This is a genomic window from Bacillus sp. ISL-45 (genome assembly GCF_018613195.1).
In the GTDB taxonomy this organism is placed as follows: Bacteria; Bacillota; Bacilli; order Bacillales; family Cytobacillaceae; genus Mesobacillus.
On sequence record NZ_JAGGQQ010000018.1, the window covers coordinates 1 to 21,038 of the forward strand.

Here is a 21,038-nt window from a genome sequence, read left to right on the forward strand (position 1 = left end):
TCCTGAGCCAGGATCAAACTCTCCAAGAAAGAGTTATGAGTTAGCTCATAAGTTAAAACGTTGGCTCATGTTCTTCTATAATAGAAGCCATGATAATTTATTGTTTGTTGACGCTTGTTTGTTTAGTTTTCAAAGAGCAATTCTTGCATCGTCGCCCAGAAGCGACTTTAATAATATAACATTTACTAACTGTATAAGTCAATAACTTTTTTCAAAAACTATTGATTTAAACGTTATTGTCTCCTTACTGACTTTGAAGATTATATCAGGCAAATTATTTTAATGCAATACTTTTTAGCCACTTTCTTAAAACTATACAATTTTTTAGTCATAACTCTTTTTCAGATCCCAAAAGACAGCGTCATAATCTCTATTTAAAAGGCTGTTTTCGTAATGATTGTTGTTAAAATCCTAAAACCGATTTTAACTTAATATAAGGCCATTTTGCAGGTCGGTATTAAGTTTGCATGCTCTTTTCTCACAAAAGAATCAACTTTTCGAAGGTAAATAGGTCATTCAATCCTATTTTGTAGTCAATAGCAACAAAGTTTGAGAAAACAGCCATTAAAAAAAACAAAAGCCGGCTTGGAACGCCAGCTTACTGGATGATGTCCTCGATATGCAAGTATCTGTTCTTTTCCAAGGCAAGGATCTGTTCTGTCTCAAGCAACTTAACCAGTGGCCTTGCCGGGTTCTTTTCTTCAACAAAAATGATTTCTGCTGCCTGTCCATCTGAAAGGCGGATTTTTGTTCCAACTGAATAATTCATGATGGCAGAACTCAAAGCTTTCAAGGCGGTAATGTCGAATTCGCCAAATAGCTCCTCATTGATCATCTCTATTACTTTAAATGGAGAGTGTTTTGGCTTATAAATCCTTTCCGAAGTCATCGCATGAAAAGAATCAGCTACAGCGAGGATCTTTGCAAAAGGATGGATCCTATTTGCCTTTTCCCCAAATGGATAGCCGCTGCCATCCATTCTTTCATGATGATGAAGAATCGCAATTTTTGTAGCGTCCTTCAGCAATGGACTGTTTTTTACCATTTGATAGCTGTATGTAGGGTGCTTTTTGATTTCTTCAAATTCATCTACAGTTAAAGTCGAGTTTTTATTAAGAAGTGATGGACTGATTTTCGCCATTCCGCAATCCGATAAACATCCAGCCAGTGCAATCTGGGTGATATCCCCTTTGCTGTAATTCAGCTTTTTGGCGATGAAGGCACTGATGATTCCTACAGCCAATGGATGATCGTAGATGTATTCAGTCTTGGTTGAATAATGATGAAGATTGAATATATCCGAAGATGTCATCTCTGTCTGCTCAATCAAAGGAACAATAATCGTTCTTAGTTTAGCAATATCTATCTGCATTCCTGATTGCCAGGAGATAAACTCTTTCCTGAATTTCTGCCTGGCCTGTAAAAACAGATCGATAAAAGTCTTTCCATCCTCGTTAGACTTTAAGCTCACTTTTTTATCGCTGCCAGACGAAGGTGCCTGAAAAGGCAAACCATTCACTAGTGTTTTCTCCACATCTACTTCTTTAATTAGAAAGACTTTAAGGATTCCTATCAGCTGTTCTGATAATACTGTTTTTTTATTCATGATGGGTCTACTCGTTTTACTAAGAACATCATCAGTAAGGATACAGCCCTCTTTAAGGTTGTCTACTAGTACACGCAAGGCCTTCCACCCCAGAATTTAAATTTTCTTACAATTTATTTTACTTTATTTTACCAAAAAAGAGGAACACATTTTTGTGTTCCTCTCAAAAGTTTATTCTTCATCCACTTCAGTTGGCAGTTCTTCAGTCTTTTCTGTTCCTTCACTGGCAACTTCTTCAGGGTCAATTGTTGCTTCAGCATTTTCATCCAGTTCGACGTCTTCAGGCTTTTCTTCTTCTTCCTTATCGACTTTCGCAACTGTTGCAACATATTCATTTTCTGCTTTGTTGAGGCTGATCAATTTTACACCCTGTGTATTACGGCCTGTCATGGAGATCGAGCTTACAGGGATGCGGATCAGGACACCGCCTGTTGTGATCAGCATAAGGTCTTCCTCACCAGTCACGACTTTCATCGTCACAAGGTCGCCGTTTTTATCAGTGATGTTACATGTCTTGATTCCCTTTCCGCCTCTTCCTTGCCTTCTATATTCTTCGGAAGGGGTTCTTTTGCCGTATCCGTTCTTCGTTACAACGAGGATTTCAGCACTTTCTTCAAGTACTTCCATGCCGACAACTTCATCGTCATCAGACAGGGTAATACCTTTTACTCCTGTGGCAGTACGGCCCATGGAGCGGACATCGGTTTCAGGGAAACGGATCAATAAGCCGTTCTTCGTGCCGATGATCATTTCTTTGCTGCCGTCTGTCATTCTGACAGAGATCAATTCATCGCCTTCACGCAGGTTCAGGGCAATTAGTCCATTGTTGCGGATATTCGCGAATGATGAAAGTGGAGAACGTTTTGAAATTCCTTCTTTCGTTGTGAAGAACAGGAACCAGTCATCCACAAATTCTGAAACAGGAATAATGGCGTTGACCCATTCGCCCTTTTCGATTTCCAAAAGGTTGATGATTGGGATTCCCTTCGCCGTACGGCTGAATTCCGGTATTTCGTAACCCTTCGAACGATACACCTTACCCTTGTTTGTAAAGAAGAGGATCGTATCGTGCGTCGATGTGGTAACCAGATGTTCAACAAAATCATCCTCATTTGTTCCCATACCTTGGATGCCGCGGCCTCCGCGTCGCTGTGCTCTATATGTTGAAACAGGCAGGCGCTTAACGTAGCCGTTATGTGTAAGGGTAATGACGATATTTTCACGAGGAATTAAGTCTTCATCCTCTATCATTTCCAATCCGCCCGATACGATTTCCGTTCGGCGCTCATCGTTGAAGCGCTCTTTGATTTCAGTAAGTTCTTCGCGGATGATTTCCAGCACTTTTTCATTATCAGCAAGGATCGCTTTTAATTCCGAGATTAGCTGCATAAGGTTTTGGAACTCTTCTTCGATCTTTTCGCGTTCCAAGCCTGTAAGCCTCTGCAGACGCATGTCAAGAATAGCCTGTGCTTGCTTTTCGGATAGCTTGAACTGTGTCATTAATCCTTCTCTTGCTATATCCGTAGTGCGTGAGCTTCTGATCAGGCTAATGACCGCATCAAGATTATCAAGCGCGATTCGCAGACCTTCGAGAATGTGGGCACGTGCTTCTGCCTTTCTAAGTTCAAACTCTGTACGGCGTCTAATGACGACTACCTGATGGTCAAGATAGTATTCCAGGCATTGCTTGAGGTTAAGAACCTTCGGCTGTCCATCGACTAAAGCAAGAAGGTTGATCCCAAAGCTTGTCTGCAATGCAGTTTGTTTGTAAAGGTTATTTAAAAGCACATTGGCATTCGCATCCTTACGAACTTCAATGACGATCCTCATACCCTTGCGGTCAGATTCATCCCGCAGGTCTGTAATGCCGTCAAGCCTCTTGTCGCGGACTAATTCAGCGATTTTTTCAATCAGCTTGGCTTTATTAACCTGGTAAGGCAGTTCCCTGACGATGATGACTTCCTTGCCGTTTGATTTTTGTTCGATTTCAACTTTCGCACGGAGGGTGATCGATCCGCGGCCTGTCTCATAAGCCTTGCGGATGCCACTGCGGCCCAGTATCATACCTGCAGTCGGAAAGTCCGGTCCTGTGATGATTTCCATCAGTTCCATAATTGTCATGTCAGGATCCTTACTGATTGCCAATACTCCATCTATCACCTCGCCAAGCTGGTGAGGTGGGATGTTTGTCGCCATTCCGACAGCGATACCGGAAGTACCATTGACGAGCAGGTTCGGGAACCGTGAAGGCATGACAATCGGTTCCCTTTCAGAACCGTCATAGTTATCCTGATAATCTATTGTATCTTTATTGATGTCTCGTAAAAGCTCCATCGAAATTTTTGACATTCGAGCTTCTGTATAACGCATCGCGGCTGCCGCGTCGCCATCGACAGATCCAAAGTTTCCATGACCATCAACAAGCATATAGCGGTAGTTAAAATCCTGAGCCATACGGACCATTGTGTCGTATACGGCAGAGTCACCGTGCGGGTGATACTTACCGATAACTTCGCCGACGATCCTCGCCGATTTTTTGTAGGCCTTATCTGAATGCATGCCAAGGTCATGCATCGCGTACAGGATCCTTCTGTGTACAGGCTTCAAGCCGTCACGGACATCCGGTAACGCACGTGCCACGATAACACTCATGGCATAATCCAGGAAGGATGATCGCATTTCCTGGCTAATATTAATCTCTTTTACACGTGGATTTGGTGTTTCAGCCATTTAAGAGAAACCTCCTTTAGGAACTCTGTTCAGCACGGCCATATAGGGGAAAAGCGCTCTGCGCGCCCCTTGGCCATTTCAGAAAAAGCAGGATAGAGGCAGAACCTTCTATCCTGACCATATATTATTAAATATCCAGGTTTTTTACATAAAGTGCATTCTGCTCGATGAAATTGCGTCGAGGCTCTACCTTATCACCCATCAGGATTTCAAAGGTTTCATCCGATTCGATTGCATCTTCAAGGCTTACCTGGAGCAGTGTCCTTGTTTCAGGATTCATCGTTGTCTCCCATAGCTGCTCAGGATTCATCTCACCAAGCCCCTTATAGCGCTGGATGCCTGGCTTCGGCTGCTGTGGAAGCTCCGCGAGGATCTGTTCGAGCTGCTTGTCGTTATAAGCATATTCGATTTTTTTGCCCTGCTGGATTTTGTATAAAGGCGGCTGGGCAATATAAATGTATCCTGCTTCTAGGATCTTTCTCATATAGCGGTAGAAGAACGTCAACAATAGAGTACGGATATGGGCGCCGTCGACATCGGCATCGGTCATGATGACGATTTTTTGGTAACGAGCTTTTGAAAGGTCGAAATCTTCGCCAATCCCTGTACCGATTGCCGTAATGATCGCTCTAACCTCATTATTGGATAAAATTTTATCAAGACGCGATTTTTCAACGTTCAGGATTTTACCGCGCAATGGCAGGATCGCCTGGAAGTGGCGGTCACGGCCCTGCTTGGCCGATCCGCCCGCAGAGTCACCCTCAACAACATATATTTCACTGATGGCCGGGTCCTTTGAAGAGCAGTCAGCCAGTTTACCCGGCAAGCTTGAAATTTCAAGCGCGCTCTTTCTTCTTGTCAGCTCACGTGCCTTTTTCGCTGCCAGTCTCGCTCTTGCTGCCATTAGTCCTTTGTCGACAATCTTTCTTGCGATATTCGGGTTTTCCAGCATGAATTTTTCAAAGTGGTCGGAAAACAGTGTGTCAGTTACCGTACGGACTTCTGAATTCCCGAGCTTTGTTTTCGTCTGGCCTTCGAATTGTGGATTAGGGTGCTTGACCGACACGATTGACGTCAAACCTTCACGAACGTCATCTCCTGAGAGATTTGAATCACTTTCCTTGAAGATTCCGTGTTTGCGTGCATAATCATTAATCACACGAGTCAAAGCTGTTTTGAAGCCAAATTCGTGTGTACCACCTTCATAGGTATGGATATTATTCGCGAATGAATAGATGTTCCCTGTATAGCTATCGTTATATTGAAGAGCAACCTCAATAGTAATGCCTTCTTTTTCACCTTCAATATAAATCGGTTCTTCGTGAAGGACTTCCCTGGTACGGTTTAAATGCTCAACATAGGATTTAATTCCGCCCTCGTAGTAATATTCATTATTTTTGCCTTCACCGCGCTTATCCTCAATCGTGATTTTGATTGCTCTGTTCAGGAAGGCAAGTTCACGCAGACGGTTTGCGAGTGTTTCATAGTCATATTCCAATGTCTCAGTGAAAATTTCCGGGTCCGGCTTGAAGTGTACAGTCGTTCCTGTACGGTCTGTTTCACCAATGATTTTCAATGGATCGCCTACAGCACCGCGTTCGAATTTCTGATAATGGACTTTGCCATCACGATGGACAAATACTTCAAGATAAGTAGACAGGGCATTAACAACGGATGCACCAACACCGTGGAGACCTCCGGATACCTTATAGCCTCCGCCGCCGAATTTACCTCCGGCGTGAAGTACTGTCATGATGACCTCAACTGCTGGCCTTCCCATTTTCTCGTGGATACCGACAGGGATTCCGCGGCCATTATCCTGAACTGTGATACTGTTATCTTCTTCGATAATGACATTGATCTCGTCACAGTAGCCGGCAAGTGCTTCATCTATACTATTATCAACGATTTCCCATACAAGATGGTGCAAGCCTTTTACACTCGTTGATCCGATATACATCCCTGGACGTTTGCGTACAGCTTCCAGGCCCTCAAGCACTTGTATCTGGTTTTCATCGTACGCTTGTCCTTGCATGGATTGTTCCTCCATAGCCATATCGATCACCTACACTTTCATTTTGACTCAACTTTTTGAAAACATATCTATTGGCTATTTTCGCATATATCGTTGTTTTTCGACATTTTTTGCGAAGATGCCGATCTATTAAAATTCCTGAACGGATAATTTTTGGGAGCGTTTCTTTAATGTTCCTGATGCAAGTGGGGAATAATATATATGATTTCCTGTTACCACGATTGATTTGACCGTTCCCTTGGCCAAATGGATAATCTGCTGGTCCTGGCGCGTTATGAACTCCTCCATGAATGGAGAAGAACTGGCGCTTTCAATGTCTAATATCGCTATTATATCTTTTGTCCTGACTAGGACTTCTTCACCAACATGCAAATACATGTAGTCCACCTCATTGGATTCTTGACATTTCGCCGGTTTTCACTTTGTAAGTGGCTGCTTCCCTTAATGTCTGATGGTCAATTCCATCCACACTAGTGGTCGTGACGAAGGTTTGAACTTTCCCCTGGATGGTATTTAATAAATGGGATTGGCGATAATCATCCAGCTCAGACAGGACATCATCAAGCAGCAGGATTGGATATTCGCCAATTTCTGAATTGATCAATTCAATCTCCGCCAATTTCACGGAAAGTGCTGTCGTCCGCTGCTGACCCTGCGATCCAAACGTCTGGACATCACGGCCATTTACGAAAAATTGCAGATCATCCCGGTGCGGCCCGAACATGGTGGTACCCCGGTCAATCTCTCTCATCTTCATTTTAGCAAATTTTTCTTCATACACTGCTATCATTTTCGACAAATCATCATCTTCTGATACCTCTGCTGAGGGTTTGTAGACTATTTTTAAGTCCTCAAGCCCTCTTGTTATTCCCTGGTGGATCGGCAATGCCCACTGTTCGAGCAAATTCAGGAATTCAAACCGCTTCACAATGATTCTGGCAGCAGCCTGGATAAATTGTTCAGTCAGAATCTCGAGCATTGTATGGTCTGAAGCCTTTTTGATCTGCAGCTGCTTCAGATAATGATTCCGCTGCTGAAGGATTTTGTTGTACTGGCCCATATCATGCAAATAAATTGCCGATACCTGACCAATTTCCATATCGACAAACCGTCGTCTTACTTGAGGGCTCCCTTTTACAAGATTAAGATCCTCAGGAGCAAACATGACGACATTCATATTGCCGACATACTGGCTTAGCTTCCGCTGTTCAAGATGATTGACCTTTGCCTTCTTGCCTTTTTTGGAAATGACAAGCTGCATCGGCAATGATCCGTTGTTTTTTTTAATCCGTCCCTCTATTTTAGCATATTCCTCATCCCAGCGAATTAAATCTTTATCATTGGAGGTACGGTGCGATTTTGCCATTGCCAGCACGTAGATTGACTCCATGACATTCGTTTTTCCCTGGGCATTCTCCCCGAGGATGACATTTACCTTATTTTCAAATATCGCCTCTAATCCCTGGTAATTGCGGTAATTCCTTAACTGCAGTTCCTCTATATACATGAACAGTTCATCCTCTGGATTATTGCGTTATGCTGAACTCGCCTAAACCAGGAATCGATACCTGATCTCCGGAACGAAGCTTCCTGCCTCTTCGCTGATCTTGTTCACCATTGATAAAAACATCATGTTCACTTAAAAACCACTTTGCCATTCCGCCTGATTGGATTACATCGGCAAGTTTCAGGAATTGGCCAAGCGTGATATATTCCGTATCAATTTTTATTTTCTCATTCACGTTTCTCACCCTTTTCTTCCAAAAGGACTTAATACTTTATTTTACTAAATTTTTTCCATAGAAACAAATTTTCTTATTTTTTTCCTATGATCTTGGCCTGTTGATTTACGTTCCAGGCGTTTCGCTTTCCGTGGGGCTGGAGGTGAGCCTCCTCGGAGCAAGCTCCTGCGGGTCTCACCTGTTCAGCTGATACCACAGGACATTGAATTGCTTCCCGGACCTGCCCGCGCACGATGGAAATGCGGTAGCATTTTCGGAGGAGTCTACGCGCCTTCCACTACAATCAACAGGTTGCTAAGAATCACCTTCAGACTATAACAAAGTCCATTTTTTCAACATATAGAAAAAAACCACCAGCAATTAAAACTGGTGGCAGTATGGATTTTAGTACGTTCTTACCGGCAGGATCAGCTGCAGGATGGAATCGTCGTGAAGCGGTCGGATGACGAATGGTCTCATTGCGCCTGTAAAGCTGATTTGGATTTCTGTTCCTTCCAATGCTTTCAGGGCATCCATCATATATTTCGCGCTGAATGAAATTTTCAGATCCTCACCATCGATGGATTGGCTTTGGATTTCTTCGACAACAGTACCGATTTCCGGCGTGTTGGAGGAAACCTCGATAGCGCCGCCTTCGATTGTAGAAAACTTAACCACATTGTTTCTTCCTTCTCTGGCAAGCAGGGATGCACGATCGATTGCATGAAGAAATTCCTTTGTGTTAACGACTACATCTGTTTTGCTCTCAGTTGGGATCAATCTTCCAGTGTCAGGATAATTTCCCTCAAGCAGTCTTGAGAAGAACAATAAGTGCTTTGCTTTGAACAATACCTGGTTTTCTGTAATGACGATATCCACTGATTCTGAGCTGTCATCCAGAATCTTGCTCAATTCTGTCAAGCTTTTACCCGGGATGACCACATTATAGCTTCCAGTGTTCTCCGCTTCGAGTTTCGCCTTTCTCAACGCAAGCCTGTGGCTGTCTGTTGCAATACAGATTAACTCATTGTTTTCGACCTTCCAGTTTACACCTGTCAAGATTGGGCGTGTTTCTGAGGTGGACACTGAAAAGACAGTCTGGCGAATCAGACCTTTCAATAAGTCTGTAGGAATTTTGAATACATGCTCTTCCGAAATTTGCGGAAGATGTGGATATTCCTCAGCATCCAGGCCATTCAGGTTAAATTCTGATTTGCCAGAACGGATAATGGTCTGGAGATTATTGTGGACATCGATTTCTACTGAATCTGTAGGAAGCTTCTTAACGATTTCACTAAAGAAACGAGCTTGCAAAACAATAGATCCTGGCTGTTTGATTTCGACGATTTCATCCCCGTTTTCTTCTTTAGGAATGAAAGATTCGATGGAAATATCAGAATCGCTGCCTGTAAGAGTTACTCCCTCTTCATTCGCAACAATCTTAATACCTGTCAAAATGGGGATTGTTGTTCTGCTCGTCACTGCCTTCATTACGTCTTGGACGCTTTGGAGCAATGAATCGCGCTGGATAATAAATCTCATTTTTTAGCCTCCATTTAGGAATATTTTTTTCTGTAATGCATATATTAATATGTTTTAAAAAATAGTAGAAGTACTAGTAGGGCCTGTGGATTTGTGGATAAGTGGATTTATTCAAAGGAAACACAGCCTATCCACATGTGGACAGACTGTGCGTAACCAATGGAGAGTTATTCACACTTTCCTAAACCCTTAATTGTTCATTTATTTCTTTCAGCTGCTTTTGCAGGCTTGAATCAACTGAAATCATCTTTGAAATTTTTTCATGGGCATGGATGACCGTCGTATGGTCACGCCCTCCAAATTCTTCGCCAATTTTAGGCAGAGAGAAATCTGTCAGCTCTCTAGATAAGTACATAGCGATTTGCCTAGGGAAAGCGACGGATTTCGTCCTTTTCTTCGCTTTAAAGTCCTCTAGCTTTACATTGAAATGCTGGCCTACAACCCTCTGGATGTCGAGAATCGTGATTACCTTCGGCTTGGAACTAGGGATTATATCCTTTAGCGCTTCAGCCGCCAGGTCCGCATTGATATCCTTGTTGATCAGTGAAGAATAAGCGACGACACGAATCAAAGCTCCTTCAAGTTCGCGGATGTTGGAGTCGATTTGGTTCGCGATATAGAGCATAACCTCATTCGGAATATCCAGGCCTTCTGCTTTCGCCTTTTTACGGAGAATCGCAATCCTGGTCTCGAGATCTGGCGGTGTGATATCCGTAATTAACCCCCATTCGAAGCGGGATCTCAGCCTGTCTTCAAGCGTTGGGATTTCTTTTGGCGGACGGTCACTGGAGATGACAATCTGCTTGCTTTCCTCGTGCAGTGTATTGAAGGTATGGAAAAACTCTTCCTGTGTTTGTTCTTTTCCAGCCAAAAATTGAATATCATCTATGAGCAGGACATCGACATTGCGGTACTTATTGCGGAAATCTCCCGCTTTATTGTCCCTTATCGAATTGATAAATTCATTCGTGAATTTTTCGGATGACAAATAAACCACTTTCGCATTTGGATTATGATCCTGTACATAGTGCCCGATTGCATGCATCAAGTGGGTCTTACCAAGTCCGACGCCCCCATAAATGAATAAGGGATTATAGGCTTTTGCCGGCGCTTCTGCTACAGCAAGCGAGGCTGCGTGTGCGAAACGGTTGCCCGAACCAATGACAAAAGTATCGAATGTATATTTCGGGTTGAGCATGCTGACAGGCAAATCTGGAATATCGTTTTCTTTCTTCACTCGTTTTGGCGGCAATGGAATGTCGAGATCTTCTTCGTTCTGGTTCTGCGGAATGATGAATTTTACAGAAAGCTCTTCACCAGTGATTTCATATAAAATACCGCTGATTAACTGGGAATAACGTTCCTCCAGCCAGTCACGGGCAAACTCATTCGGGGCTGTAATCGTAAGGACGTCCCCCTGCAAGGAATGCGCCTTCGTTGATTTGAGCCATGTATCGAAACTTGGCTTGCTGATCTTTTTCTCGATTTTAGCGAGAGCGTTGTTCCAGAGATCTGCAATGTTCTCCAACAATTATCCCTCCTTTTCTAGTCGTTTTACGCATTTTTTCTCTATATCTGGCTGCATTGCACTCACAGTTTCATATTTAATCTTTTGCATCCATGCCCGAAAAGCACAAAATCAAAGGTTATACATGCTGTACAACCCCTGGATTAATAAATATACAAAACTATTAATGTGGAAAAATATATAATAAGGAAGAAATGAAGCTTTTCGACAATATCCACTTTCTGTGGACAAAGTTTTACAACAGGCCTGAATAACCTATCCACAGCTTATCCACAATTTGTGGATAAGTATATTTTCGTTATCGAATTATTAAGAGTGAAAACACAAATATAATATCAGATAATCTAGCATGGCGCAACGCTTTTTAATACATTATCCACAATACACTATCACTGTGGAGATTAATTGTCCACAGGCACTTGAATTGTGTAAAAGCTGTCAGAAAGGGTTGTGGATAATAAAAAATGTGTCGAATTTTGTCCACAGGACGCTGTAAAGAGGAAAAATAGCGGATAAATATTGAGATTAATATTTATTTTATGGGCGGATAATATTCTTCAAAAATTAATTGTGAGCCTTTGTAAATTTTATAATGGCCAGCTAGCTTTTGGATGAGGATCATATATAGAAGTTCGGAAAGTGTTCCGAAATGTAGAGGGATGGTCCGAATTCATTTTAGAAAGTAGAGATTGCAGAAGTCCCAGGAGATAAGTAATTAAAATTATGCCAATGCCAGCGAATTCCGAATAGGCACTTGACAATATACGCTGCCCCTCTTTATAATTACAAAGACTGTCTGTAACAGCTATTCCTCAGGGAGGTGTAACATATATGAAACGCACTTATCAACCAAATAAACGTAAACACAGCAAAGTTCACGGATTCCGTGCCCGCATGAGCAGTGCAAATGGCCGTAAGGTTCTTGCTCGCCGTCGTCGCAAAGGAAGAAAAGTATTATCAGCTTAGGCCACTGAAATGTCAGTGGTCTTTTTTCTCTTTGGGCAATACTATTTTGGGAGCTGAGCTTGCTGAGCGAGATGGGCTTTAAGGGATTTATTTTTGGCTATACTTTTTAAATAGGCTGTGTAAAAATGTATCATTTATTTTGATATCCTGTTGATTGTAGCGGAAGGCTCAACGCCTGGAACGAAAATCAACAGTCTGATTTACACAGCCTTTAAATAAATCCATTTATCACTATTCCAAACAAGTTCCCGTAAAGATCCATAGAGAATTGAAGGTGTTATAGATGAAAAAAGACTTTAGAGTGAAAAAAAATAAAGAATTTCAAGAGGCTTTCAAAAAGGGAAGATCTGTTGCGAACCGGCAATTCGTTGTCTATATCCTGAAAAAACCCGACCAGGAAAATTTCCGCATCGGGCTGTCGGTCAGCAAAAAAATCGGCAATGCCGTCATGCGCAACCAGATCAAGCGATATATCCGGCAATCCTTCCATGAATTCCAGGACCGCGTCCATAACGGGAATGACTACATCATCATCGCCCGGAAGCCAACTAGTGAAATGGACATGCATGAAGTGAAGAAAAGCCTTGAGCATGTCTTGAAGGTCGGGAAGGTTTTGAAGAAGCCGAAACCTGGAGATAATGAGTGAGGCAAAAATATTTGCCGAATTGCATTTTTTAAAAGCGCTTCCCTATAAAAGATGTTAAAATACTCTTGATTGCATGGCGCTGACAAAGCTAAATGTACATAAATTTTGGGACAAACTTTTGAAAATAAATGAACGTACCGGGAAGTTAGGAGGAAATGAAGCTTGAAAAAAAGAATATTATTGATAATGGGCTTGCTTTTGGTGATGACCGTGCTGACAGGCTGTATGGAGTATGACCAGCCAATCACTGAGGAAAGCAAGGGTTTTTGGAATGAATACATTGTTTATCCATTGTCCTTGTTAATCGTCAAGATGGCTGAATGGCTCTGGGGCAGCTTCGGATTATCGATTATCGCTGTTACTTTGATCATCCGCCTGGCTATCCTGCCGCTTATGATCAAGCAGACAAAGAGCTCCAAGGCGATGCAGGCGTTGCAGCCGGAAATGCAGAAGCTGAAGGAAAAATACAGCTCGAAGGACCAGAAAACCCAGCAGAAGCTGCAGCAGGAAACGATGGCACTGTTCCAAAAGCATGGTGTCAATCCGCTTGCAGGCTGTTTCCCGCTAATCGTCCAGATGCCGATCCTGATTGGTTTCTACCACGCGATTTCAAGAACAAGGGAGATTGCCGAGCATAACTTCATGTGGTTCGACCTTGGTTCACCGGATCCATATTATATCCTGCCGTTAGTCGCAGGTGCTACAACGTTCATCCAGCAAAAAATGATGATGGCCGGCCAGGAAGCAAATCCGCAAATGGCGATGATGCTATGGCTGATGCCAATCATGATCATTGTATTCGCGATCAACTTCCCAGCAGCACTTTCATTGTACTGGGTAGTCGGTAACTTATTCATGATTGTTCAAACTTACTTTATTAAAGGGCCGGATCTTAAGGCAACTGCTGCCGGCAATGCGGGAGGAGCAAAAAAGTGAAACAGGTAACTGCTACAGGACAAAATGTCGACGAAGCAGTAGAATCCGCTTTAGCTCAATTAAACACAACCAAAGACCGCACAGAAATTGATGTAATTGATGAAGGCAAAAAGGGGATTTTCGGACTTTTCGGCACACGCCCGGCTGTCGTCAAGGTGACAGTTAAAATTGATGCTGTTGAAGAAGCCGTAAATTATTTGAAATCGGTTGGCTTGCAAATGGGAGCTCCAATTGAAGTTGATGTGAAGAAGGAAGGGAAAACAGTACTCTTTACGATGTCAGGCGAGAAGATCGCTTTGCTGATCGGAAAAAGAGGACAAACACTGAATTCCCTGCAATTTTTGACCCAGCTCGTAATGAACCGTTATTCTGAACAGTATGCTACTGTCTTGCTTGATGCGGAGGATTATCGCCAGCGCAGGAGCGATACACTCGTGCAATTGGCTGAACGCCTTGCGCAAAAAGCAGTCAGAACCGGACAGACCGTTGCGCTCGAACCTATGCCTTCGTATGAACGCAAAGTGATTCATACTGCATTGATGTCAAATAAAAAAATCAAAACCTATTCCGATGGCACAGAGCCACATAGACATATTGTGATCGCGCCTTCAAAGTAATTAATGAGTGAAAAAACCCGAACCCAGCGCTGGTTCGGGTTTTTTGTGCGATATATTTAAGGATTTGGCATATTTTTTGAAGTATCTGCTTCATAAGTCCTTCATGAGAGTTGAAATTCATTATTTTTTGGACTCTCAGTGATATAATTTTGATCATTTAAAAATTTTATTGGCGATAATCAAGATTTATTGGCGAAAAACGAATTATATTGGCGAAAATGAGCAGTTTATTGGCAATATTTCATTTTTATTGGCGAATTGGAATTTATCGCGGACTTTTTCCAATTTATCATTCCAACCACCCATCTTAATCACATCAATTGTCATTATTCATATCCAAACTCCTGCCAACATCGAGAGATCTAGTTGAATCATATTCAAGTTTTATTCACTGGTACGCTAGAAATTAAAATCAAAATTCAACATCCAGTATTTCAGGTCAGACAACACTTCTGCGTCAATCATCCCTCCAGCTAACTCAACCCAATCCATTTTTCCACAACACAAATAAAAATCATTTATTTCCTCATTTGGTTTTATTGTTATTCACATGTGGATAAGTTAAAATTAAATAAGTTTATTTAATGAGTTGTGGATAAATTCACAGTTGAAAGTATTACTTTCTTTTTTTCGCTAAAGTGATGTGATATTCTAGTAATTTGTAGAAAACAAACTTTAATCTTTTTTGATATAAATCATTTTTATGGAAAAAGCGGGGTGAGCAAATGGAATTTGATACGATTGCGGCGATTTCTACGCCGATGGGTGAAGGAGCGATTGCGATTGTCCGTTTAAGCGGTGATCAGGCTTTCGAAATAGCAGATCGCCTGTTCAAAGGGGTTGGCAGCAAGAAGCTGAGTGAGGTTGCCTCGCATACAATCCATTACGGCCATCTGATTGATCCGAAAACTGGACAAGTCGCGGAAGAAGTAATGGTCTCTGTCATGAGAGGGCCAAAAACGTTCACGAAAGAGGATGTAGTTGAAATCAACTGCCATGGGGGTCTTGTTTCTGTAAACCGTGTGCTCCAGCTTGTTCTGAATCAGGGAGCGAGACTGGCGGAGCCGGGGGAATTTACAAAACGGGCTTTTTTAAATGGACGTATCGACCTTTCCCAGGCTGAGGCAGTCATCGACTTGATCAGAGCAAAAACAGACCGTGCGATGAACCTGGCTCTTGGTCAGATGGAAGGACGCCTATCCAGGCTGATCCAGAAGCTGCGTCAGGAAATCTTAGAAGTTCTTGCGCATGTCGAAGTGAATATCGATTATCCGGAATATGACGATGTAGAAGAAATGACGCATAATATGCTTTTGGAGAAGGCGAAGTATGTAAAAGGGGAGCTTGAGAAGCTTCTCCAAACCTCACAGCAGGGAAAAATCCTCCGTGAAGGATTGTCCACCGTCATAGTTGGCCGCCCAAATGTAGGGAAATCTTCGCTGCTTAACAGCCTTGTGCATGAAAATAAAGCGATTGTTACTGATATACCAGGGACCACGCGTGATGTCATCGAGGAATATGTGAATGTCCGTGGTGTTCCTTTAAGGCTGCTTGATACAGCGGGAATCCGCGAAACGGAAGATATTGTCGAAAGAATTGGTGTAGAACGGTCCCGTCAGGTCTTGAAGGAAGCTGATTTGATTTTGCTTGTTCTGAATTATTCGGATGAGCTTTCGGAAGAGGATCGGAACATTTTCAAAGCGGTTGAGGGAATGGACGTGATTGTCATCGTCAACAAAACCGACCTGCCGCAAAAAATTGATATGGACCAGGTGAAGGAGCTTGGGAAGAGTTATTCTCTTGTCACAACTTCATTGCTGGAGGACAAGGGAGTGGATGAGCTGGAAGAAGCGATATCCAGCCTGTTCTTCTCAGGTGCGATCGAATCGGGAGATATGACGTATGTTTCGAACAGCCGCCATATCGCACTCCTGAATCAGGCTGTCCATTCAATTGAAGAAGCAATCTCGGGTGTCGAAATGGGAACTCCAATTGATATCGTCCAGATCGATCTGACTCGTTCCTGGGAGCTGCTTGGCGAAATTATTGGAGAAAGCGTGCATGAAAGCTTAATCGACCAGTTATTTTCCCAGTTCTGCTTAGGGAAGTAATAATAAAGAAACTATTTTCATAAAATTTTCTCTCTTGCTATTAGATTTATTTGATGTAGCGCTTTTGGACTATACAGATGTTTGAATGGGGCATAAAAAGGAGGCAGCAGGATGGGCTATGAAGCCGGAAATTATGATGTGGTTGTAGTTGGTGCCGGCCATGCGGGTGTTGAGGCAGCACTTGCGCCGGCACGCATGGGTGCGAAAACCGCGATAATTACCATCAATCTTGATATGATTGCGTTCATGCCGTGCAACCCGTCAATCGGCGGACCTGCAAAGGGTATTGTTGTACGGGAAATTGACGCATTGGGCGGCGAAATGGGCCGCAATATCGATAAAACATACATCCAGATGAGGATGCTGAATACAGGAAAAGGACCTGCAGTTCGTGCGTTGAGGGCTCAGGCCGATAAATTCGATTATCAAAATGAAATGAAAAAGACGCTGGAAAATGAAAAGAACCTTACATTGGTACAAGGCATGGTTGAGCGCCTGATCGTAGAGGACGGAGAATGTAAAGGGGTCATTACGCAGACTGGAGCCATTTATCGCACAAAAACAGTTGTCATCACGACTGGTACGTATATGCGCGGGGAAATCATCCTCGGCGAATTGAAATATTCAAGCGGCCCGAACAACCAGCAGCCGTCAATCAAGCTTTCGGAGCACCTCGAGGAGCTTGGCTTTGACCTGGTTCGTTTTAAAACGGGAACGCCGCCTCGTGTGCACAGTGAGAGTATCGATTATACAAAAACAGAAATCCAGCCTGGTGATGATGTCCACCGTGCATTTTCCTATGAAACGACGAAATACATCACAGATCAGCTTCCTTGCTGGCTGACATATACGAATGAGCGCACACACCAGCTGATTGATGACAATTTGCACCGGTCACCAATGTATTCCGGAATGATCAAGGGAACTGGCCCGCGCTACTGCCCATCCATCGAGGATAAGGTTGTCCGCTTTAATGACAAGCCGCGCCACCAGATCTTCCTCGAGCCGGAAGGAAGGAACACTCAGGAAGTGTATGTGCAGGGATTATCAACCAGCTTGCCTGAAGAGGTCCAGCATAAAATCCTCCAGACGATACCTGGACTGGAAAAGGTACAAATGATGCGTGCCGGCTATGCGATTGAGTATGATGCCGTCGTGCCGACGCAGCTGTGGCCAACATTGGAAACGAAACTAATCAAAAATCTTTATACTGCAGGCCAAATCAACGGTACATCAGGCTATGAAGAGGCAGCTGGCCAGGGAATCATGGCTGGAATCAATGCCGGCAGAAGGGCGTTGGACAAAGAAGAAGTCATCCTGAGCCGCGCCGATGCCTATATCGGTGTATTGATTGATGACCTCGTGACAAAAGGAACAAATGAACCATACCGTCTGTTGACATCTAGAGCAGAATACCGCCTGCTTCTGCGTCATGACAATGCGGATCTTCGCTTGACTCAAAAAGGCTACGAAATCGGCTTGATTACCGAAGAACGCTACCAGAAGTTTTTAGCGAAAAAAGAAGCAATCGAAGGTGAGAAACAACGCCTGCAATCCATCATCATCAAACCGACAGCCGAGGTCCAGGAACTGATCCGTTCGCTTGGCGGCAGTGAGTTGAAGGATGGCATCCGTGCTTCAGATTTATTGAAGCGTCCTGAGGTTTCTTATGAGCATATCAAGCAGCTTGTTCCTGCAGCTGGCGACCTTGATTTTGAAACAGAAGAACAGACAGAAATTCAAATCAAATATGAGGGATACATCGAGAAATCTCTTCAGCAGGTTGAAAGGCTGAAAAAGATGGAAGACAAGAAAATCCCGGAAAATATTGATTATGATGCGATTTCCGGATTGGCGACAGAGGCTCGCCAAAAACTGAAGGAAGTACGTCCGCTAACATTGGCACAGGCATCGAGAATCTCAGGTGTGAATCCTGCTGACATCTCTATTCTGCTTGTTTATTTGGAACAAGGGCGTATTGCACGGATTCAATCGTAAAATTTTTAATTGGAGAAAGTATAATTTATCCAGATAGATTAGTGTCTAGCTCCAGCCTAGCCCCTCGAGACGTTTGTCTAGTGTCGCCTCCTAGAAATTTCGAAACTTCAACTCCGCCGGCAGGGTCGGAGTCTCCAGTTTCTGCGTTTCTGGGCAGTCGGCTATACTTTTCGAATTCGGTCCGCCCGATGAAGTCAAAGAGCGACTTCACTGGTCGGCCCTCTGGGGCACAGGACGTGCAGACCCGACAGCCACAGGACAAGGAAAGCTTCGAAGCGATTCATCGCACGACCGAAAGCGGTAGCTTTTGGGAGGACGTGGCGTTATTGTCGGGCAACGCTTGTCGGGGCTGACCAAGGCGCTTGCGCTTTTCTTATAAAATCACCAGCAAGGACAGAAAGGGTTGGCTTATGAATACAGATCAATTTAAAACTTTGCTCGCTGAAAAGGGGATTGAGCTTTCCCAGAAGCAAATGGAGCAATATGAAAAGTATTACCAAATGCTCGTCGAGTGGAATGAAAAAATGAATTTAACTGCGATCACAGAAAAGCCTGATGTGTATTTGAAGCATTTCTATGATTCCGTTTCCGCAGCATTTTATTTTGATTTTAACAAGCCGCTCAATTTATGTGATGTTGGTGCCGGTGCCGGCTTCCCAAGTATCCCGATTAAAATTGCCTTCCCGGAAATCAAGGTGACAATTGTTGATTCCCTGAATAAGCGAATTACATTTCTGGAGCAGCTTTCGAAGGAATTGGGACTGGAAGGAACGACTTTCATTCACGATCGTGCCGAGACATTCGGACAGAATCCTTCTCACCGTGAAAAATATGATGTTGTGATGGCAAGGGCAGTTGCAAGGATGTCAGTATTAAGCGAGCTTTGTATTCCGCTGGTAAAAGTAGGCGGGACATTCGTCGCCATGAAGGGCAACCAGGCAGGAGAGGAACTGCAGGTTGGCGAAAAAGCGATCGCTGTCCTTGGCGGGAAGCTGAGATCCGCTCATTCATTCACTTTGCCGGTGGAAGAGAGCGAACGGAATATTTTAATCATTAACAAATTAAAAGCAACACCTAAGAAGTACCCAAGAAAACCGGGAACTCCGAATAAAACGCCGATTGAATAGAGGCATCCATCATCCACAGCACCTCCAGTCAAAGACCCGAGGTGCACGTTTGATGAAACCAGCCATGTTCGCGTATGCTCTTTGGTCTATTTTGAATAATGAATTTAGTTTATAATAGAGTCTATAGGCAGGAACTTGTCATTTTTATAGAGAATATGTAATAGGGAGTTCATAAAGGTGGTGTAGGTGATGAAGCCTTCTTTTTCGCGCTTTTTTGGCCTTGGGGAAAAGGAAAAAGAACGGAATCAAATGGAAGAACAGAACCAAGTGGAAGAACAGACGGTTGAGGAAATTGACAGCATAGAAAACGAAGAAATAAAGAAAATTCCGATTGACCATATTATTCCAAATAGATACCAGCCAAGAACTGTATTTGATGATGAAAAAATTGAAGAATTGGCCCGTACCATTCACATACATGGAGTAATCCAGCCAATCGTCGTCCGGGAATTCGATCAGGATCGGTTTGAAATCATCGCAGGTGAACGCCGCTGGCGGGCGATGAAAAAGCTTGAGTGGGAAGAAGTTCCTGCAATTGTTAAGAATCTATCCGATTCCGAAACGGCATCCGTTGCTTTGATCGAGAACCTCCAGCGTGAGGAGCTGTCACCGATTGAAGAAGCAATGGCTTATGGTAAATTGCTGGAAATCCATAACCTTACCCAGGAAGCCCTGGCGCAAAGACTGGGAAAAGGTCAATCAACCGTTGCGAATAAGCTGCGATTGCTAAAGCTTCCGCAGGAAGTGCAGGATGCGCTTTTAAATAAGTTGATTACAGAACGTCATGCCCGTTCGTTAATCCCGTTAAAAAACCCTCAGCTGCAAGTGCAGCTATTGGCAGAGGTCATTGAGAAAGCCCTCAATGTCAAACAAACGGAAGAACGCGTCGTAAAGCTACTGAGTCAGAATGAAGAGAAACCAAAGCCAAAGCGGAAGGCATTCAGCAAGGATATGAGGATTGCCGTCAATACCATCCGCCAGTCGCTGACAATGGTTTCCGACAGCGGCATCAATCTCGATTCGGAAGAAGAAGAATTTGAAGAGTTCTACCAATTCACGATTCGCATACCAAAAAAGAAATAATAGATTGCTAGCGGGGGACAGGCTGTCTCCCGTTTTTTTTGTTGTGAAATACAATCCAATCAATTTCGAGGTAATAGTGCTTTTAAGTTAACTAACTTCTCTTATCACAGTGTTTTTCTTTAAAAAGGCTCTGTTATAGCCCAATGTTGGTTTTAACACCTGTTGATTGTAGTGGAAGGCGCGAAGACTCCTGGAGCATCAGCTGAAAGAAGAGACCCCGCAGACGCCAGCAGCGGCGAGGAGGCTCAGCGTCGCCCTGCGGAAAGAGAAGCACCTGGAACGAAAATCAACAGCCTTATTTAAGAGCCTTTTCTTCTGATAGGGCGTAATATTACCGCATTATTTCTTTTTAATAAAAATTCTATCAACTATCTTGATTCATGATAAAATAG

At 43.4% G+C, this 21,038-nt stretch carries 18 protein-coding genes; 9 read left to right on the forward strand and 9 right to left on the reverse strand.

Annotated elements, in window-relative coordinates; genetic code table 11:
• Nucleotides 1–598 precede the first annotated feature (598 nt).
• From J7E35_RS18990 to dnaA, 8 genes are all read right to left on the reverse strand, one after another.
• Nucleotides 599–1,606: an HD-GYP domain-containing protein gene (locus J7E35_RS18990; RefSeq protein WP_251041089.1), complete on the reverse strand. Its 1,008-nt coding sequence runs from the start codon at nt 1,604–1,606 to the stop codon at nt 599–601.
• A 171-nt stretch (nt 1,607–1,777) separates the two neighbouring features.
• The gene (gene gyrA, locus J7E35_RS18995; RefSeq protein WP_214782548.1) at nt 1,778–4,336 is read right to left on the reverse strand and encodes a DNA gyrase subunit A; all 2,559 of its coding nucleotides are present in this window, start codon (nt 4,334–4,336) and stop codon (nt 1,778–1,780) included.
• Between the two features lie 127 nt (nt 4,337–4,463).
• Nucleotides 4,464–6,371, reverse strand: a complete 1,908-nt coding sequence (gyrB, locus tag J7E35_RS19000; RefSeq protein ID WP_251009634.1) for a DNA topoisomerase (ATP-hydrolyzing) subunit B — start codon at nt 6,369–6,371, stop codon at nt 4,464–4,466.
• A gap of 129 nt (nt 6,372–6,500) precedes the next feature.
• On the reverse strand, nt 6,501–6,749 hold the full coding sequence (gene remB, locus J7E35_RS19005) for an extracellular matrix regulator RemB (protein ID WP_192472746.1): 249 nt from the start codon (nt 6,747–6,749) through the stop codon (nt 6,501–6,503).
• 10 nt (nt 6,750–6,759) lie between these two features.
• The gene (gene recF, locus J7E35_RS19010; RefSeq protein ID WP_214782552.1) at nt 6,760–7,878 is read right to left on the reverse strand and encodes a DNA replication/repair protein RecF; all 1,119 of its coding nucleotides are present in this window, start codon (nt 7,876–7,878) and stop codon (nt 6,760–6,762) included.
• A 19-nt stretch (nt 7,879–7,897) separates the two neighbouring features.
• Complete coding sequence (gene yaaA, locus J7E35_RS19015) at nt 7,898–8,113, reverse strand: S4 domain-containing protein YaaA (protein ID WP_214782554.1); 216 nt, start codon at nt 8,111–8,113, stop codon at nt 7,898–7,900.
• Nucleotides 8,114–8,497: 384 nt separating this feature from the next.
• Nucleotides 8,498–9,634, reverse strand: coding sequence for a DNA polymerase III subunit beta (dnaN, locus tag J7E35_RS19020; protein WP_214782557.1), 1,137 nt, complete (start codon nt 9,632–9,634; stop codon nt 8,498–8,500).
• A 181-nt stretch (nt 9,635–9,815) separates the two neighbouring features.
• Nucleotides 9,816–11,162 (reverse strand): chromosomal replication initiator protein DnaA, encoded by a 1,347-nt coding sequence (dnaA, locus tag J7E35_RS19025; RefSeq protein ID WP_214782560.1) that lies wholly within the window; start codon nt 11,160–11,162, stop codon nt 9,816–9,818.
• 831 nt (nt 11,163–11,993) lie between these two features.
• Between dnaA and rpmH the strand changes: the two genes are divergently transcribed.
• From rpmH to mnmG, 6 genes are all read left to right on the forward strand, one after another.
• Entirely contained in the window at nt 11,994–12,128 is a 135-nt protein-coding gene (rpmH, locus tag J7E35_RS19030; RefSeq protein WP_013059930.1) for a 50S ribosomal protein L34, read from the forward strand.
• Between the two features lie 283 nt (nt 12,129–12,411).
• On the forward strand, nt 12,412–12,774 hold the full coding sequence (rnpA, locus tag J7E35_RS19035) for a ribonuclease P protein component (RefSeq protein ID WP_214782564.1): 363 nt from the start codon (nt 12,412–12,414) through the stop codon (nt 12,772–12,774).
• Nucleotides 12,775–12,936: 162 nt separating this feature from the next.
• Complete coding sequence (gene spoIIIJ / locus J7E35_RS19040) at nt 12,937–13,710, forward strand: YidC family membrane integrase SpoIIIJ (RefSeq protein WP_214735810.1); 774 nt, start codon at nt 12,937–12,939, stop codon at nt 13,708–13,710.
• Nucleotides 13,707–14,327, forward strand: a complete 621-nt coding sequence (gene jag / locus J7E35_RS19045) for an RNA-binding cell elongation regulator Jag/EloR (protein WP_214782566.1) — start codon at nt 13,707–13,709, stop codon at nt 14,325–14,327. Before spoIIIJ ends, jag begins: the two co-directional genes overlap by 4 nt.
• 725 nt (nt 14,328–15,052) lie before the next feature.
• On the forward strand, nt 15,053–16,438 hold the full coding sequence (gene mnmE, locus J7E35_RS19050) for a tRNA uridine-5-carboxymethylaminomethyl(34) synthesis GTPase MnmE (RefSeq protein WP_214782568.1): 1,386 nt from the start codon (nt 15,053–15,055) through the stop codon (nt 16,436–16,438).
• A gap of 111 nt (nt 16,439–16,549) precedes the next feature.
• Nucleotides 16,550–18,436, forward strand: a complete 1,887-nt coding sequence (mnmG, locus tag J7E35_RS19055; RefSeq protein ID WP_214782571.1) for a tRNA uridine-5-carboxymethylaminomethyl(34) synthesis enzyme MnmG — start codon at nt 16,550–16,552, stop codon at nt 18,434–18,436.
• A 25-nt stretch (nt 18,437–18,461) separates the two neighbouring features.
• On the opposite strand, the gene J7E35_RS19060 is transcribed toward mnmG, so the two are convergent.
• Nucleotides 18,462–18,647 carry a hypothetical protein gene (locus J7E35_RS19060; RefSeq protein WP_214782573.1) on the reverse strand — a complete coding sequence of 62 codons (186 nt, stop codon included), beginning with the start codon at nt 18,645–18,647 and terminating at the stop codon, nt 18,462–18,464.
• A gap of 199 nt (nt 18,648–18,846) precedes the next feature.
• Between J7E35_RS19060 and rsmG the strand changes: the two genes are divergently transcribed.
• The 3 genes from rsmG (at nt 18,847) to J7E35_RS19075 (ending at nt 20,949) form a co-directional block, all read left to right on the forward strand.
• Nucleotides 18,847–19,563: a 16S rRNA (guanine(527)-N(7))-methyltransferase RsmG gene (gene rsmG / locus J7E35_RS19065; protein ID WP_214782575.1), complete on the forward strand. Its 717-nt coding sequence runs from the start codon at nt 18,847–18,849 to the stop codon at nt 19,561–19,563.
• A gap of 189 nt (nt 19,564–19,752) precedes the next feature.
• Nucleotides 19,753–20,646: a nucleoid occlusion protein gene (noc, locus tag J7E35_RS19070; protein ID WP_214782578.1), complete on the forward strand. Its 894-nt coding sequence runs from the start codon at nt 19,753–19,755 to the stop codon at nt 20,644–20,646.
• Nucleotides 20,647–20,808: 162 nt separating this feature from the next.
• Nucleotides 20,809–20,949 (forward strand): multidrug transporter, encoded by a 141-nt coding sequence (locus tag J7E35_RS19075; protein WP_251009635.1) that lies wholly within the window; start codon nt 20,809–20,811, stop codon nt 20,947–20,949.
• Nucleotides 20,950–21,038: the final 89 nt, after the last annotated feature.

Excerpts from the sequence above, each read along its gene's own strand:
- gyrB (WP_251009634.1), bottom strand. The coding sequence starts at position 6,371 with ATGCAAGGACAAGCGTACGATGAAAACCAGATACAAGTGCTTGAGGGC.
- rpmH (WP_013059930.1), top strand. The coding sequence starts at position 11,994 with ATGAAACGCACTTATCAACCAAATAAACGTAAACACAGCAAAGTTCAC.
- J7E35_RS18990 (WP_251041089.1), bottom strand. The coding sequence starts at position 1,606 with ATGAATAAAAAAACAGTATTATCAGAACAGCTGATAGGAATCCTTAAA.
- rnpA (WP_214782564.1), top strand. The coding sequence starts at position 12,412 with ATGAAAAAAGACTTTAGAGTGAAAAAAAATAAAGAATTTCAAGAGGCT.
- rsmG (WP_214782575.1), top strand. The coding sequence starts at position 18,847 with ATGAATACAGATCAATTTAAAACTTTGCTCGCTGAAAAGGGGATTGAG.
- gyrA (WP_214782548.1), bottom strand. The coding sequence starts at position 4,336 with ATGGCTGAAACACCAAATCCACGTGTAAAAGAGATTAATATTAGCCAG.
- mnmG (WP_214782571.1), top strand. The coding sequence starts at position 16,550 with ATGGGCTATGAAGCCGGAAATTATGATGTGGTTGTAGTTGGTGCCGGC.
- mnmE (WP_214782568.1), top strand. The coding sequence starts at position 15,053 with ATGGAATTTGATACGATTGCGGCGATTTCTACGCCGATGGGTGAAGGA.
- dnaN (WP_214782557.1), bottom strand. The coding sequence starts at position 9,634 with ATGAGATTTATTATCCAGCGCGATTCATTGCTCCAAAGCGTCCAAGAC.
- remB (WP_192472746.1), bottom strand. The coding sequence starts at position 6,749 with ATGTATTTGCATGTTGGTGAAGAAGTCCTAGTCAGGACAAAAGATATA.
- recF (WP_214782552.1), bottom strand. The coding sequence starts at position 7,878 with ATGTATATAGAGGAACTGCAGTTAAGGAATTACCGCAATTACCAGGGA.
- noc (WP_214782578.1), top strand. The coding sequence starts at position 19,753 with ATGAAGCCTTCTTTTTCGCGCTTTTTTGGCCTTGGGGAAAAGGAAAAA.